At 73.4% G+C, this 16,284-nt stretch carries 9 protein-coding genes and 1 pseudogene; 5 read left to right on the top strand and 5 right to left on the bottom strand.

The genetic code is table 11. The annotated features are described in order from the left end of the window. The first annotated feature begins 19 nt into the window (after window positions 1-19). Together AB5970_RS13450 and AB5970_RS13445 are read left to right on the top strand one after the other, a co-directional pair. Window positions 20-1,006, top strand: coding sequence for a phosphotransferase family protein (locus AB5970_RS13450; protein WP_370504458.1), 987 nt, complete (start codon window positions 20-22; stop codon window positions 1,004-1,006). Beyond that, window positions 1,003-2,208, top strand: a pseudogene (locus AB5970_RS13445) (MATE family efflux transporter); the annotation flags it as partial. The gene AB5970_RS13450 and the pseudogene AB5970_RS13445, both read left to right, overlap by 4 nt. 135 nt (window positions 2,209-2,343) lie before the next feature. On the opposite strand, the gene AB5970_RS13440 reads toward AB5970_RS13445, so the two are convergent. Next, window positions 2,344-3,180, bottom strand: coding sequence for a glycosyltransferase family 2 protein (locus tag AB5970_RS13440; RefSeq protein ID WP_370504457.1), 837 nt, complete (start codon window positions 3,178-3,180; stop codon window positions 2,344-2,346). Window positions 3,181-3,227: 47 nt separating this feature from the next. After that, window positions 3,228-6,626: a DUF5107 domain-containing protein gene (locus AB5970_RS13435; protein WP_370504456.1), complete on the bottom strand. Its 3,399-nt coding sequence runs from the start codon at window positions 6,624-6,626 to the stop codon at window positions 3,228-3,230. Window positions 6,627-6,694: 68 nt separating this feature from the next. Between AB5970_RS13435 and AB5970_RS13430 the strand changes: the two genes are divergently transcribed. Next, on the top strand, window positions 6,695-7,588 hold the full coding sequence (locus AB5970_RS13430; protein ID WP_370504455.1) for an AraC family transcriptional regulator: 894 nt from the start codon (window positions 6,695-6,697) through the stop codon (window positions 7,586-7,588). A gap of 47 nt (window positions 7,589-7,635) precedes the next feature. After that, complete coding sequence (locus tag AB5970_RS13425; RefSeq protein ID WP_370504454.1) at window positions 7,636-10,026, top strand: beta-galactosidase; 2,391 nt, start codon at window positions 7,636-7,638, stop codon at window positions 10,024-10,026. 32 nt (window positions 10,027-10,058) lie between these two features. Here AB5970_RS13425 and AB5970_RS13420 read toward each other — a convergent pair whose 3' ends face one another. Further along, window positions 10,059-10,754 (bottom strand): hypothetical protein, encoded by a 696-nt coding sequence (locus AB5970_RS13420; protein WP_370504453.1) that lies wholly within the window; start codon window positions 10,752-10,754, stop codon window positions 10,059-10,061. 171 nt (window positions 10,755-10,925) lie between these two features. Beyond that, on the bottom strand, window positions 10,926-13,964 hold the full coding sequence (locus AB5970_RS13415) for a glycosyl hydrolase 53 family protein (protein WP_370504452.1): 3,039 nt from the start codon (window positions 13,962-13,964) through the stop codon (window positions 10,926-10,928). Window positions 13,965-14,252: 288 nt separating this feature from the next. Between AB5970_RS13415 and AB5970_RS13410 the strand changes: the two genes are divergently transcribed. Continuing rightward, complete coding sequence (locus AB5970_RS13410; protein WP_370504451.1) at window positions 14,253-15,269, top strand: LacI family DNA-binding transcriptional regulator; 1,017 nt, start codon at window positions 14,253-14,255, stop codon at window positions 15,267-15,269. A gap of 45 nt (window positions 15,270-15,314) precedes the next feature. Here the strand turns inward: AB5970_RS13410 and AB5970_RS13405 are convergent, their stop codons facing one another. Then, window positions 15,315-16,154: a DUF4118 domain-containing protein gene (locus AB5970_RS13405; RefSeq protein WP_370504450.1), complete on the bottom strand. Its 840-nt coding sequence runs from the start codon at window positions 16,152-16,154 to the stop codon at window positions 15,315-15,317. Window positions 16,155-16,284: the final 130 nt, after the last annotated feature.

Raw genomic sequence — 16,284 nt, 5'->3', positions numbered from 1 at the left:
GACGGACGATGAGGACTCGATGGAGAGCATCACGAAGAACCGCCAGACGCCCGCGACGCTGCGGGCGATGGTCGAGCGTGCCTACGGCGCCGAGCAGGTGCCCACGGGCGAGCCCGAGACCTGGCTCGAGGAGCTGGGGCACGGCTGGTTCAACGTCGCCTACCGGATCGTGCTGCGCGACGGCCGGGCCGTGGTCGTGAAGATCGCGCCGCCGCGGGACGTGGCCGTGATGACCGCCGAGCGCGGCGCGATGCGCATCGAGCTCGACTCCCTGGCGCTGATCGCGGCACGCACCGACGTCCCGGTCCCGCACGTCGACCACGCCGACCTGAGCCACGAGCTCGTCGACGCCGACTACTTCTTCATGCCGTTCGTCGACGCCGACAACTTCGGCATCATCACCGAGAGCCTGAGCAGCGAGCAGCGCGACGCGTACAACGAGGCGCTCGGCGCCGCCAACCGCGAGCTGAACTCGATCCGTGGGGACTGGTTCGGACCGCTCGCCGGCCCGGGCGACCGCTCCTGGCGAACCGTCTTCACCGGCATCGTCGAGGCCAATCTCGCCGACGGGGAGGCCCGCAACGTCGACATCGGCCGGGACTACGACGAGATCCGCAAGGTCGTCGCCCTGCACGCCGACGTCCTCGACGACGTCGTCGAGCCGCGGTTCGTCGAGTGGGACCTCTGGGACTCCAACGTCATGGTCCGCGACGGTCGGATCGTCTCGATCATCGACCACGAGCGCGCCCTGTACGGGGACCCGCTGATGGAGGCCGGCTTCGCCGGCACCTATCTGCAGGACTTCGGCGACCCCAGCGCGTTCATGCGCGGCTACGGCCAGGAGGAGCTCACCCCGAGGGAGCAGGTGCGCCGGGGCCTGTACTGCCTGCACCTGGTCGTGATCATGGCGATCGAGACCGTCTACCGCGGGCACACGACACCCACCCAGTACGACTGGGCGCGCAAGCAGATCGACACGATGATGAGCCTGCTCACCGAGCCGTGAGCACCCGCACGCTCGACGCCGCCGCGCTCGGCGAGCGGCCGGTCGGGCCGCTGCTGTGGCACGCCTGCACCCAGACCACCCTCGCGGTCGGGGTCTACGGGATCTACGCCCTGACCAACGCCTGGTTCGTCGCCCGCGGCGTCGGGACGACGGCGATGGCGGCGGTCAACCTCGTCGCCCCGGTGCTCCTGGCGCTGGGCGCGGTCTCGACCGCCGTGGGAGTCGGAGCAGCCTCGGTCGTCTCCCGGCACCTCGGCGCCGGCGACACGAGCACCGCCGCCCGCGCCGCCGGGAACGCCTTCACCGCGTTCTGGGCCGCGGCCGTCACGATCACCGTGCTCGGGCTGACCGGGCTCGAGCCGCTCCTGCGGCTGCTCGGCGCCCACGGCCCGACCCTCGACTACGCGCGCGACTACGCCGTGGTGATCCTGGGTGGCGCGATCGTCTCGACCGGGTTCTCCAGCCTGGTGCGCGCCGAGGGGCGGATGCGGTTCGCCACGATGCTGTGGGTCGTCCCGGTCGCCGTGCAGATCACCCTCGACCCGCTGCTCATCTTCGGGCTGGACCTCGGCGTCCGCGGAGCCGCGCTGGGAACGGTCGGCGGCCAGGCCGTGTCCGCCGCCATGAGCATGTGGTTCTTCTTCGTCCAGCGGCACCGTCCCTACCGCGTCCGGCGGTCCGACCTGCGTCCCCACCTCCCGACGGTCCGCACCCTGGTGGGCATCGGCGCCCCCTCGTTCCTCGCCGGCTTCGGCGCCACCCTGCTCGTCGTGGTGGTCAACACCACGCTGACCCGGGTGGCCGCCGCCACCGCAGTGCTCGCCGCGTTCGCGATCTGCTCCCGCATCCAGACGTTCGTCGCGATGCCCCAGCTCGGCATCAGCCAGGGGATGCAGCCGATCGTCGGGTACAACGCCGGTCGCCGACTCGCCGTCCGCGTCCGACGCACCCGGACCCTGTCGCTGCGCGCCACCCTCGTCTACAGCACCCTCGCCGCGGGCACCGTCGCGCTGCTCGCCGGGCCCATCACCGCCGCCTTCGTCGACGACGCCGCCGTCCGCTCCGCGTCCGTCGACGCCCTGCGCATCCTGGCGGTCGGGTTCGCCGCCGCCGGCGTGACTCCCCTGGTCTCCGCCTACTTCCAGGCCCTCGGCAGACCACGACCGTCCTACGTCCTGTCCGTCGGGACCCTCCTTCTGATCAAGGTCCCGCTCGTGCTCGCCCTCGGCCACACCGGGCCCACCGGCACCTGGACCGGCCTGGCCGCGGGCGAGGTCCTGTCCGCGGGCATCGCGCTCCTGGTGCTGCGCCGCCTCGACGTCCCCGCCAGCCGCGGGTCAGCCCCGGCGGACGGCGATCCGGACGGCCGCGGCCATGCCGCCGTCGCCGTACGTGACCTCCCCGACCGGCAGGGATCGGTCCGCGGCCACGAGGTCCTCCCACCGTCCGGCGGCGTCGATGGCGCGGGCCTCGAGCGCCAGCAGCACCTCCCGCAGGTGCCGCTCGAAGACGGCGCGGTGCTTGTCGACGAGCTGCCCGTAGAGCTCGAGCCGGGCGTCCATCGAGCGGACGTTCGCGGACGCGGGCGCCGTCCGGTACTCGACGAGCGGCTCCGGCACGACGATGACGTGCCCGCCGTCGCCGACGAGTGACAGGAAGAAGTCCCAGTCCTCGAACCCGCCGCGCATGTCCTCGTCGTACCCGCCGCACGCGCGCCAGGCGTCGCGGCGGATCACCGCGGTCGCCGGGCAGGCGTTGCGGTGCAGGAAGTCGACGGCCGACCCTCCGCCGGGCCGCACGACCGCGTCGATCACGCCGTGCGCACGCAGCCACGACGAGGCGGCACGGGCGTCGGGGTCGCCCTCCAGGACCGCGGTCGTCCGCTCGAGGAACGTCGGCGCGAGGCGGTCGTCGCCGTCCAGCACGGCCACGAGGTCGGTCTCCGCAGCGGCGATCCCCGCGTTCCGGGCCGCGCCGACCCCGCGGTTGGGCTGACGCAGCACCGTGACCCGAGGGTCGCCCCGGAGCTGCTCGACGACCTCGACCGACTCGCCGTCGGTCGAGCCGTCGTCGACCACGATGACGGCCTCCGGGACACGGGTCTGGCGCAGGGCCGACTCGACGGCGTCGGCGACCAGTCCGCCCTGGTCGAACGCGGTGACGATCACGCTCACGCTCAGCACGCCCCATGCTGGCACGCGCATCCCCACGGCGGGCCGGATCAGAGACCGGGCTCGCTCCGGATCGGGAGCCCGGAGAGCTCCCGCCGGAGGTCGAGGGCCCGCAGCCGGCCGGGCTCCCGGGCGAGGACGTCGTCGAGGCGTGCGGCCGCGGTGCCGACATCACCGCGCAGGGCAGCGACCTGGGCCTCCAGGAGCATCGCCGTCGTCGTCTGCGCGGCCTGGAGGTCGTCCTGGAAGAGCAGCAGGGTCGGCAGCGAGGTCGCGAAGTAGTCCACCGTCGCCGGCGTCGCGCGGAGCGTCACCGCGTGCGCGGCGAGGGCATCGACCAGGGCGTCGGCGCGGGCGTCGTCGCCGAGACGGCGCGAGCCCAGCACGGCGTAGTAGGTCAGCTCGGAGAGCGCGACCGGGGCCATGCTCCGGAAGTCGCCCGTCGAGCCGGCGGCCAGCGACCAGGCGGCGGAGGCGCCGGCGTCGTCACCCGTCGCGGCGAGGGCGTCGCCGAGCATGAGGTGCAGCTGGGCGGTGGTGGCCAGCGGGTGCCGGGCCTCGCCGAGGCTCGCCACGGGCTCGAGGGCCGCGCCGGCGTGCTCGAGGGCGAGCTGCCCGTCGCCGGCGGCGAGCGCGCGTCGGGCCAGCGCGAGCAGTGCCTCGTCCCACGCCGAGAGCACCTGTCCCTCGCCGCCCTCCCACGGCTGGAACCGACGGGCGAGGAGAAGGTTCAGCGCACCCTCGGGCCGACCCGTCGCGGTGTGCAGCTGGGCCAGCTCGACGGTGAGGTCGTCGCGGGCGTCGACCGCCGGGCGCTCGCCCTCGAGCACCGCGAGGCGCTCCTCGGGCGTGGCGCCGGACCGCTTGGCCAGCTGGTCGCGCTCATAGACCAGGCGGGGGTCGCCGGGGGCGACCGCGAGCGCGCTCTCGTAGTGCTGCCGAGCGGCGTCGGGGTCGGCCAGGACGTTGAACGCCGCGACCGCTCGGTTGCGCCACACGACCGGGTCGCTCGGGTCCAGCGCGGTCGACGTGCGCCACGCGGCGATCGCGTCGAGGTGACGGCGCTGGAAGTACAGCCAGTGGCCGAGGATCGCCCAGGCCCGGGCGTCGTCGGGGTGCCGCTCGACGTGCGCCTGGAGCATGTCCGCGTCGTCGAGGCGTGAGGCGAGGCAGTGCACCGCGGGCACCGTCCGCGCCAGGGCGCGGTGCCGGTCGGCGTCGTCGTGCTCGCCGGCCGCCTCCAGGATCCGTGCGGCGTGCAGGTGCAGGAGCGGTCGGACCTCCACCTGGCCGAGGGCAGGCTCGATCCCGGCCGCGGCCTCGAGCAGCCGGACCGCGTCGGGCCACGCGCCGAGCGAGTCGTACTCCAGCGCGACGTCGAGCAGCGTCGGGGCGTCCGTCGCGACGTCGTGACCGACCAGGTCACGCGTCCACACGTCGAGCGGGTCGCGGTCCAGCGCCCGCGCCAGCACGGCGTCCGCGTCGGCGTCGCGGCCGGCGCGCCGCAGCAGGACGGCGAGCACCGCCTGGGCCTGCAGGTTGTCCGCGTCGGCGGCGGCCTCGCGGGCGTGGTCCAGGGCGGACCGGTCCCTGCCGCGGGCGGCGTCGAGCCGCGCCATCGCGAGGAGCGCCGGACCGCGCCACGCCTGGTTCCACCGCGCCTTGCCCCACGCCTCGTACGCCTCGTCCGGGCGGCCGGTGCGCGCGAGCACCTGGCCGAGGCGGAAGCTCGCCTCGCCGTCGCCCGGGTTGGTGTTCAGCCGGGTCTGCCGGGCGAGCGCCACCCGCAGGTGCTGCTCGGCCTCGGCGTACCGGCCCTCCGTGTAGCGACGTGCGGCGAGCGCGAGGTTCGAGCGGTAGTCGGCCTCGTCCCGACGCAGGGCTTCGAGCCAGTACGGCTCGGGCGACCGGGTCGCGTGCCGGTACTGGTCGAGGTGCACGCCGATCAGGTACAGCTCGTCGACGGACGGGACGTCGGCGGGCGCCGCGGGCTCCTGCGCGGGCTCGGGCATCGTCGGGGAGCCGTGCGCCACACGGGGTCGCCACGAGATGACCTCGGCACCGTCGTGCTCGACCACGAGCGTCAGGTCCTCGGGAGCCCAGGCGGCGTCGAGGGTCAGGTGCTGCACGATCGGACGGTCGGGGCCCGAGTCCGCGTCGACCTGCCACAGCGTCGCGCCCTCCGGGCCGGTCAGGCGCACCGCGACTCCCGCGCGTTCCCTCGTCGTCGCGACCGCGACCCGGACGGCGGTGCCTGCGGCGCCGGGCGTCACGTCCAGGCGGACGGCCGCCTCGAGGTTGGCCTGGTGGACGGGACCGGTCTCCTGGATGGGGTACCAGTACTGGCTGAAGGTCTTGGTCTCCCCCGGTGCCAGGAACGAGAAGTCCGGCTGGTTGTCCGTGAAGACGCCGGCCATCAGCTCGACGTAGGGCCCGTCGGTGTCGGTGAGGTTCGCGTCCCAGGCCCGGCCGAACGCGCCGTTGCCCCAGGTCCACTGCTTCTTGCCGGGTGCCACCTGGTGGTCGGCCCAGTGCACGAAGCCCGCCCGGCGGCCGTGGTCGTAGCCGCCGAAGAAGTCGTCCTGCGTCCCGAGCGCCATGTACGACGTGGGCACCGGGATGTTGCGGTACCAGTCGATCCGGTCAGGGTCGGGAGCACTGTCGGGGTGCGCCTCAGCCTTCCGGGCCGGGTAGTCGATCCCGTAGTACGGGCGATCGGCCGCGGGGAACGCCGTCACGGCGCGCTTGGCGTGGTCGGCGACGGCGTGCACGTCGGTCGGGAAGAACGACTGGTAGTCGTTGTTGACGGCCGCCGCGACGTTCGCCCACCAGAGGAACGTCTGCACCTCGTCGGTGCGGTTGAACAGCCTGACGCGCAGCTCGATCACCGAGGAGTCCGGGCGCAGGCGGATCCCGTGCATGCCCTTCATCCGGGCGAACGGGTCGTGGTCCGAGCACCAGACGGTGACGGCTCCGTCGGCCTCGTGCTCGATCGTCGCCTCCACCGGGAGAAACGTCGCCGGGCGGTGGTGCTGCGGCCAGTTGAGCTCGACGCCGCCCGAGATCCACGGCCCCGCGAGCCCGACGAGGGCCGGCTTGATGACGTTGTTGCGGTAGAAGAAGTCGTACCCGTTGGCGGTGTCCATCCCGACGTGGATGCGGCCCCCGAGCTCCGGCAGGATCATCAGCCGGATCCAGGGGTTCTCGAGGTGGATCGCGTCCCAGGCGCGGGGCGCCTTGGTGGGGCTGATGCGGTCGTGGAACGGCAGCGGGTACACCCGGCCCGACGAGCCCTGGTACACGCGGCTCTCCAGGAACGCCGGGTAGCGGTCCGCCGGGTCCGGCAGGTACGTGTCGATCGTGACCGGCTGGCGCCACGCGGCGACCGCCTGACCCACGAGGTGGGCGGGCACGGCGGGGAGGTCGAGGCGGGACTCGTCATCGAGCATGTGCTGACGCTACGGTCCTGTCGTCATGCTGCAGAATGGGCATTCTTCCGAGACACATGGATGAATCGATGATCCTCGCGCCTGCGACGCCGACCCTCCGACGTGAGGGCTTCCCCGGGCAGCGCATGCGCGTGCTCCCCCGCCCGCTCGTCGCGGAGGCCCGCCGGACGCGGCCCCTGTCCCCGCTGCTCGTCACCGACGTCGGGTACTTCCCGCGGGCATCGACCCACGGGCGCTCCCGCGCGCACGGTGCCCCGGAGCACATCGTGATCGTGTGCGCTGCGGGCCGAGGGACCTGCACGCTGCCGTCGGGCGTGCACCCGGTGCACGCGGGCCAGGCGCTCGTGATCCCGGCCGGCCTGCCCCACCGGTACGAGGCGGACGCCGACGAGCCCTGGACGATCTGGTGGATGCACCTGGTGGGCCAGCAGGTGCCCGACCTGCTGGCGGCGACCGGCGCCACGCCGGACCAGCCGGTGGTCGGCCTCGGCGACCCGGCCCGCGTCATCTCCCTCGTCGACACGATCCTCCGGCGCATGGAGCGCGACGAGACGACGGCGAGCCTCCTGGCGTCCGCCGGCGCCGCGTGGCACGCGATGGCGCTCCTGGCGGCCGACCGGCCGACGATCGGCAGGCAGCAGTCGGACCCGATCGCGGCGACGATCGAGCACCTTCGCGCGAACGTCGCCACCCGCATCTCCCTGGCCGATCTCGCGGGCATGGCAGGGCTGAGCGTCTCGCACTACGCCGCACTGTTCCGGCGGGCCACGGGCTACGGCGCCCTGGAGTTCCAGACCCGTCTGCGCATGGGCACGGCGCGCGAGCTCCTCGACACCACCGACCGCCCCATCGCGTCCGTCGCGGCCGAGGTCGGGTTCAGCGATCCCCTCTACTTCTCCCGCCAGTTCCACCGGATCCACGGCATGAGCCCGACCGAGTACCGCTCGCACGACAAGGGCTGAGCAGTGACATGCTCAGCGACGCATCCAGGATTGCTCCAAGGAGACTCATGACCAGCGCCGTCCGCCCGGGAACCCTCGTGGCGCCGCACCACCTCACCGTCGTGGCTCCGGCGGCCCCGCGCCGCGGCCACCTGAGCGTCGGCGAGCCGCCGGCGGGCGACGACCGGATCGAGGTGACCAGCCGCTGGGTCGAGCGGGGTGGCGTCCCGTGGTTCCCCGTCACGGGCGAGATCCACTACTCGCGGGTCCCGCGCGATCGCTGGCGGGACGTCCTGGGCCACGCCCGGGCCGGCGGTCTCACCTCCGTGGCGACCTACGTGTTCTGGCAGGCCCACGAGCCGGAGCCCGGCGTCTTCCGCTGGGACGGCCAGCTCGACCTGCGCGCGTTCATCGAGGAAGCGGCGATGCACGGACTGGACGTCGTCGTCCGGCTCGGCCCGTGGGCCCACGGCGAGGCCCGGTACGGCGGCTTCCCCGACTGGCTCGTCGAGCGGAAGCTCGCCACCCGCACCAACGACCCGGGGTACCTCGACCTCGTGCACGCCTTCTACGCGCAGACCATCGCGCAGCTCCAGGGTCTGGCCCACGCCGACGGCGGGCCCATCGTCGGCGCACAGGTGGACAACGAGCTCTACGACCAGCCGCAGCACCTCGCACGCCTGCGCGAGCTCGCCGAGGAGCTCGGGCTGCGGGTCCCGATCTGGACGGCGACCGGCTGGGGCGGCGCGCAGGTCCCCGACACGCTGCTGCCCGTGTACAGCGCCTACGGCGACGGCTTCTGGGACGACGAGCAGACCGAGTGGCCCGAGTTCTCCGCGTTCCACTTCCGCTACAGCCCCGTGCGCGACGACCTGTCCGTCGGGGCGGACCTGCGCGAGGCTCTCGACGGGATCACCCTCGACCCCGACGCGCTGCCGTTGAAGGACGACGACGCCGTGCCCTTCGCGACGTGCGAGCTCGGCGGAGGGATGCACGTCGCGTACCACCGCCGGCCGATCGTCGCGCCCGCCGACGTCGCCGCGCTCGCGCTCGCCAAGCTCGGCAGCGGCTCGATCTGGCAGGGCTACTACATGTACGCCGGCGGGACGCAGCGCACGGGCGCCCACGGCTCCGAGCAGGAGTCCCACGCGACCGGGTACCCCAACGACGTCCCCCGCGTGACCTACGACTTCGCGGCCCCGATCGGCGAGCACGGCCAGATCCGCCCCCACCACCACTACCTGCGGGCGCAGCACCTGTGGCTCCAGCAGGACGGGCACCGCCTCGCCACCATGGCCACGACGGTCGGGGGCGGCAGCGTCGACCCCGAGATCCTGCGGTGGGCCGTGCGGTCCGACGGGCGCAGCGGCTACCTGTTCGCCTCGACGTACCAGCCCGCGAAGGCGGCGCTGCCGGAGCAGAGGGACGTGCGGCTCACGGTGACCCTCGACGGCGAGGACGTCACGGTGCCCACCCGGCCCGTCACGATCCCGGCCGGTGTCTCGGTGGTGTGGCCGCTGCGGTACCCGCTCGCTCCGGGCGTCGTCCTCCGGAGCGCCACCGCACGGGTCCTGGCTCGCATCACCGTCGACGACCGCGAGGTCGTCGTGCTGGGCGCCTACGACGGCATCCCCGTCGAGCTCGTCCTCGACGGTGACCACGAGGTCGGCGGTGCGGGTGTCGCCGTGCACCGCGAGGGCGCGACGATCGTCTCCCTCGCCGCACCCGCCGGCCCGACGTGCGTCGTCGAGCTCACGGGTGCGCGGATCATCGTCCTGGACCAGGAGCGCATCGACCGGCTCTACCTGCTCGAGGTCGACGGCCGGGAACGGCTCGTGCTGTCCTCGGCGCCGCTCTACGCGCGGGACGGCGAGCTCGTCGTGCAGACGGAGAGCCCCGACGTCACCGTCTCGCTCCTCCCCGCTCCCGACGCCCTCCGGGCCGAGGGCGCCGACCTGGGCGAGCCGTCCGACGACGGCCCCTGGCGGTCGTGGCGGGCGAGCGCGCCGCGGGTCGGCCGCCGCACGCTCGTCTCCGGGCTCCGCCCCGACGCGACCGCCCCACGCCCTCGGCGCGGCGGCCCGCTGAACCGGCTCAGCGCTCCCACCGACTTCTCCGGTGCCGCCATCGTGCAGCTCGAGGTCCCCCGCGAGCTGCTCGACGGCGTCGACCGCGCGCTGCTGCGGGTGCGTTGGACCGGTGACGTCGGCCGCGCGTACGTGGGCGACCAGCTGATCAGCGACCACTTCTGGCACGGTCGCGAGTGGGACGTCGACCTCACGCCGTGGGCGGACGCGGTCGCCCGGCACGGGGTGCGGTTCGAGCTCCTGCCGTGGCAGCGCAGCACCGGTGTCTGGGTCGACCCGACGGTGCGGGAGGTCCCCGACGGGCTGCACGTCGCGGCGGTCGATCTCGTCCGCGTCGGCACGATTCGGCTGACCGCGAGCGAGAGGCACTAGGGAGGCGCGCCTCACGGCGCTGCGGGCAGGCCTCAGCCCGTGGCGCCCGCCAGGGACGACGTCCGATCGAACCGCGCAGGCGCCGCCTCGCGAGAGGTGTCAGCCGCAGCGGCGACCGCGAGCTCCTGGCACGTGAGGACGGCGTCGGTGAGCATCGCGACGAGCGCGTCGTCGGCGTCGGACGACGCGGAGACGGTCGCGACCGCGGCGTCGACCATCCCGCGGGTCAGGCCGCGGACGTGGTGCGGCGCGCCCATCGCCTGCGTGAACTCCGTGGCCCACGCGGCAGCGGCGGGGACAGCCGCGAGCGCCTCGGTGGTCGTCGCGCGTCGCTCGTCCGGTGCGCGACCGTCCGTCGGACCGAGCAGCCGGTCGAGCGTCAGCAGGGCGACAGCGAGCTCCGGCCCGTCCTGCGCCCCCGCCCGGCGGAGGGCGTGCCGCACGGTGACCGCGGCGATCTCCAGAGACCACGACCGGTCGTCGCTCCGCAGGCCGGTGAGCGTCGGCAGCAGGTGGATGAGCGCACGCCGGGACGCGTCGCTGACTCGATCGTTGACCGAGCGAGCGAGGTGGGCGAGCAGCGGATGGGTGCACGCGGGGTGGTCGCTCCAGCGCTCACCGGCGAGCAGGCTCACCCACTCCATCAGACAGCCCCCCTCGCGGGGGTCCCGATGATTCCCGGCGGCCAGCACCGGGAGAACGTCGGGGAACGTGGACTCGTTGCGCACGTCGATCACCTCCGACCGGAAGGGTCCGTTCAGTGTCCGTCGGCCGTGCGCTCGCCGCCACCCCCTGCCCCGAGGAAACTCTCGGCGGGTCGTCCGTTCGACCCGTTGTCGGGGCGACCGTGCTGGGGTGGCCCGGATCGTCAGGCCACCCCAGCGGTCGTCCCGACAGGGTCAGCGCACGGTCAGCGACAGCGGTGCCGCGCCTCCGCTGCCGACCCTGCTGTCGCTGCTCACGTAGACGACGCGCACGGTGTACGTCCCCTTGGGCAGCTTCGCGAGCGTGACCGTCACGGACCCGTTGTCACTCGCCCGCAGGGGCACGGACGTCGACCTCGACCCGTAGGTGACCCAGATCGTCCCCGTCGGTGACGTGAAGTCCGCCGCCTGCACCGTGACGGCGACCTTCGCCGTCTGCGACGGGGTGACAGTGGCGCTCGCCAGCTGCGCCTTCACGACCGGCGGTGTCCGGACGACCGCGACGAACCCGGCCGTGGCCGAGGACCCGGCGACGACCGCGTCGCCGGAGTAGGCCACCTTGACCGGGTAGAGGCCGATCGCCAGACGGGGCAGCTCGACCGCGAGCCGACCCGCGTCCGCCGGCGTCAGCGCGACCTCCTTGGTCGCGGTGCCGTAGGTGACCGTGACCGTCCCCGTCGGGACCGTCCCCGTCGGCACCGAGCCGACCGTCACGTCGACGACGGCTGCGGTGCTCGTCGTGACGATGGCGCTGCGCACGTGCGCGATGACCTTCGACGCGACCTTGACCACCCTGAGGGTGCCGGCCGAGGCAGTCCCGGGCGCGACGAGCGCGTCACCGGAGTAGTCCACGGAGACCGCGTAGGTGCCGGCCGCCAGGACGGGCAGCGGCACGGTGACCTGACCCGCGTCCGCCGCCGTGAGGGTCGCCACGACGGACTGCGGACCGTAGTGCACGGTGACCTGGCCGGTCGGTGCGGCCGACGCGCCCGCGCGCACCGTCACCTTGACCGACGCGGCCGTCACGGTGTTCACCGTGGTCGCTGCCAGCGTGGCTGTGACGGTCGGGGCCGCGGGAGCGCTGACCTGGAGCCCCGCGACGGCGTCGTTCACCAGCGCCGTCGCCGCGGCGACGTCGTCGGCGGTGACGAAGCTCCCGGCGAGCACGACGTGCCCGACCTCCACCGCGTGGTCGAGCGCCGCGAGCGAGGCGTCCGTGTACCAGGCCCGGTGGACGGCACCCGCCGCCGCGAGCGCGGCGTCGAGCGCGGAGGTGTCGGGGGCGACGGTGCCGGTGCTCGGGGTCAGCACGACGTCGTCGAACCAGCCCCAGCCGTTCGCCGGGACGGATCCGCCGACGGCGACGGTGACGACACCGTCGGCCCCGACGACGACGTCGTCGACCGTCGGGTTCGCCCAGAGCGCCCAGCCGGTCTGCGGCATCGGCACGGACCAGGAGCCCGCCGACGTCACGGCCGAGAGGCTGACGCCGCCGACCTCGGGCGCACCGTGGTTCCACACCGAGAGCGCGTACGCGCCGGGTGCGACCCCGGTGACCTGGCGGCTCACGGAGAACGTGGCGTCGGTCCCGCTCCAGAAGTTCACGGCCATCGCGCCGCTGTGCACGTTCGCCGCCTCGTCCTTGACCTTGGCGACGTTCCAGTCGAGCGACCAGCCCTCGCCCCAGTTCTCGAAACTGCCGTTGGGCACGACGTTGACCGGCAGCACACGCACGGTTGCCGTGACGGCGTCGCCGTCGGACGTGACCCCGCCGATCGTGTAGGTCCCCGGGCCGCGGATCCACGAGACGGAGTCGCTCCACGTCACCGCGACGTCGACGGCCGTCAGGTCGTTGTACGTGACCGCGACCGTGCCCGGGAGCACCACGGGGTCGCCGTCGGTGACCGTCACGCTGGGCGACTCGATCGAGTAGACCGCCCGCGGCGCGACCGCACCGGTCAGCACGTACCGGAACACCTGCAGGGACTCGAGCGGGTTGCCCGCGGCGTCGAAGAGCGCCTGGTTGTCCCACTCGGAGCCGCCGTAGCGGGCGCCGGCGTCGGCGGGGTCGTACTCCGCGGAGTAGCTCGTGGCCCAGCCGGAGCCGTCCCGCTCCCACAGCACCTTGTTCGCCTCGAGCGCGCTCGGGGGGCCGACGGGGAGCCACGCGGGCTCCCAGTAGAAGACGCCGATCCCGGCGTCGCCCGGCACGTCCGCGACGGCCTGCATCACGTCACGCACCTCGTTCGCCTGCCCCTGCACCGAGTACGGGTAGGCGGGGTTGGTGACCGAGCCCTCGCGGATCACGTTGGGCTGTCCGTCGCCGTCCTCGAGGGTCCGCGCCCACGACGTCTCCGCGACCATGACCTTCTTGCCGTACGTCGTCGCGACGTTGCTCAGCACCGCCGTCAGGTTGCCCAGGGTGCCGTGCCAGAACGGGTAGTACGACGACGCGAAGACGTCGTAGTCCACGTGCCGCGCGTCGAGCTCGGCCGCGTACCCGGCGTACCGGCCCGCCGACTCGGGGTTGGTGAAGTGCAGCGCGACGAGGGCGTCCGGGAGCACGTCCCGGACGGCGGCGCTGCCCGCGGAGAAGATCTGGGCCATGTCGTCCCAGCCGGTCACGCCCGCGATGCCGTTGTTCGTCTCGTTGCCCACCTGCACCATGTCGACGTCGACCCCGGCGTCCTCGAACTCCTGCAGGCTGTCCGCCGTCCAGGTCTCGACGGCGGCGGCCTTGTCGGCGACCGAGAGCCCGGCCCACGCCTTCGGGGCCTGCTGCTTGCTCGGGTCCGCCCAGAAGTCGGAGTAGTGGAAGTCGACCAGCACGCCCAGGCCCGCAGCGGTCGCCCGCTTGCCGATCTGCACGGCCCGGTCGACGTCGACGTTCCCGGCTCCGTACCCGTGGCCCTGCGCGTCCCACGGGTCGTTCCAGACGCGCACGCGCACGTCGGTGACGCCGGACTCGGCCAGCACGTCGAACAGGTCGGCGACCTGGCCGTGGGTGTCCCGGAACGTCACCCCGCTCTCCTCCAGGGAGAGGACGGTGGAGACGTCGACGCCTCGCATGAAGCCCTCGGGCATCCCCTCGACCTTCTGCACGACGATCCCGGCGTCCACCGGGGCCCGGTCGGCGGCGGCCGCCGGGAGCGCGGCTCCCGGGACCGCCGCGAGGATGAGCGATCCGGACGCCAGGTAGGCGGCGGCCCTGAGTCGACGAGGCAAGGAAGACACAGCGTTGTCCCTTCGTGTCGAGCGTCATCGGTCGAACGTGGTGGCCGACCTGGGGGTCGAGCTGGTGTCGCGAATCGGTCGAGCAGGCAGACGAACGGGACGCTTCGTCGCGTCCTGCGGAGCTGCACCTGTGCACGCTCCCAGCCTGTGAACGTGCACAGGCTATGCGCCTCGACCGGTGGAGCTGAAGCCCGGCATCTCGGTCGTTATCGGACTGTGACCGTGCACAGTCCATCGCCGCTCGTTCCTGCACGATCTTGGCCGTCGACTGGTTTACCGTCGGGGACTGTGAGCACTTCCGCCGGTCCGCGTCGCCGACCGACCATCCGCGAGGTCGCGGACGTCGCCGGGGTGTCCCGGGGCACCGTCTCGCGCGTGATCAACGGTGGCCACTGGGTCTCCGAGGACGCGCGGGTCGCCGTCGAGGAGGCGATCCGGACCACCGGCTACCGCACGAACCACCACGCACGGAGCCTGGTGACCGGCCGCAGCAACTCGATCGCCTTCCTGCTCACCGAGCCGCAGCGGCTGCTGTTCACCGACCCGAACTTCTCGATCCTGCTCCGCGGTGCGGCCGCGGCGGTCGCCCACCGCGGCATGACGCTGCTGCTCCTCGTCGCGGGCACCGCGGCCGAGCGCGAGAACGTCGCCTCGTACGTCGGCGCCGGGCACGTCGACGGCGTCCTGATGATCTCGTCGCACGAGAACGAGCCGCTCATCGGATGGCTCAGCGACCAGGGCATCCCGACCGTCTCCTGCGGCATCCCCCTCGGCTACGACGGACCGGTCTCCTGGGTCTCGGTCGACGAGGCAGGTGGCGCCCGCACGATGGTCCGCCACCTCCGGGAGAGCGGGCGGCGGCGCATCGCGACGATCGCCGGCCCGCAGGACACCCCGGGTGGCCGCTACCGCCTCGAGGGCTACCGCGCCGAGCTGGGCGACCTCTACGACGAGCGCTACGTGGCCTACGGCGACTACAGCTCCGAGTCGGGACACGCGGCGATGACCGAGCTGCTCGAGCGCGTGCCCGACCTCGACGCCGTCTTCGCGGCCTCCGACACCATGGCCGCCAGTGCCCTGGTCGTCCTGCGCCACAGCGGCCGGCGCGTCCCCGAGGACGTCGCCGTCGGCGGCTTCGACGACTCCGGCCTCGCCGAGACGCTGGACCCGCCGCTGTCGACGATGCACCAGCCGTTCGACCGCATCAGCGCGGAGATGGTGGACCTCCTGCTCGACCAGATCGCCGGGACGCCGCCCAAGTCCGTCACCATGCGGGCTGAGCTCGTCGTCCGTGCCAGCGCCTGATCTCCCCGAGCGGCGGATCGCCCGCACCGGTGGCAAGCCGGGGCGTCACGCGGGACGGTTCGCAAGTGCGGCCCCCACCTGGTCGGCCAGCAGGACCACGACTCGGCGCTGTTCGACGGTGGGTCGGACGGTCCGGGTCGAGGCGGTCAGCACGAACCGGCCGTGGTTCGTGCCCTGGTGGGTGACGTCCACGGTGACGAGGTCGTCCGTCGGCAGTCCGTCCCGGTCGACGTCGAACGACCGGCCGCGGCGCGCGACCGAGCCGTCGCGCTCGAGCGTCGTCGCCGAGCGGACCTCGGTGCCGGGCGCGGCGTAGCGGCAGGCGTCGATGTCGAGCACCTCGACGATCTGGTGGCTGACCCGGTCGATGAGGGTGTCGGCCGATCCTTGCCGGAGGGCGACGATGTCGGCGGTGCCGAGGACGCCGTCGAGGTAGCCGGCGCGGCGGCTGGCTCGGGCTTGCTGGCGGCGGCCCCACAGGGCGATCTCGCTGACCGCGACGCCGACCACCAGCAGCAGCACCGTGGTCTGGATGTCGTTGCCGTCGGTGACCTTGAAGCTGCCGTACGGCTCGGTCAGGAAGAAGTCGAACCACGCGCCGGCCGACAGGGCGGCGACGATCCCGGCGGCGCGCTGCCCGGTTGCGGCGGCGCCGACGACCACCAGCACGAGCACCAGCGCAGCGGTCGTGCTGGTGACGCCGCCACGGACCGTGGCCAGCGCGGCTGACACGACCAGTGGCGCGACCAGCGCGTAGCCGAGGACCACGGAGCGGTGCGACTGGATGTACGACACGTTCTCCACCGTCATTCTTCCTGCCGAGGCTGACGCGTTGATGCGGGTGCCGACGAGGATCGTGCGCTCGCGCCGGCGTGCTCGGGCCACGAAACCGGCCCTCCTCGAGCATGCCGCGCCGCACTGGCTGCGGCCGCCAAGGTCGCGCCAAGACCTGCCGCAGCGCCGTCAAGATCCCGTCAACGGCCCCGCGCGCACCCACTCCACCACCGCGCGTGGC

Origin of the sequence: Cellulomonas sp. ICMP 17802, assembly GCF_041295535.1 — a bacterium.
Taxonomy (GTDB): Bacteria; Actinomycetota; Actinomycetes; order Actinomycetales; family Cellulomonadaceae; genus Cellulomonas.
The sequence above is the reverse complement of the archived record's forward strand: the minus strand, read 5'-3'. Positions and strand labels throughout refer to the sequence as shown.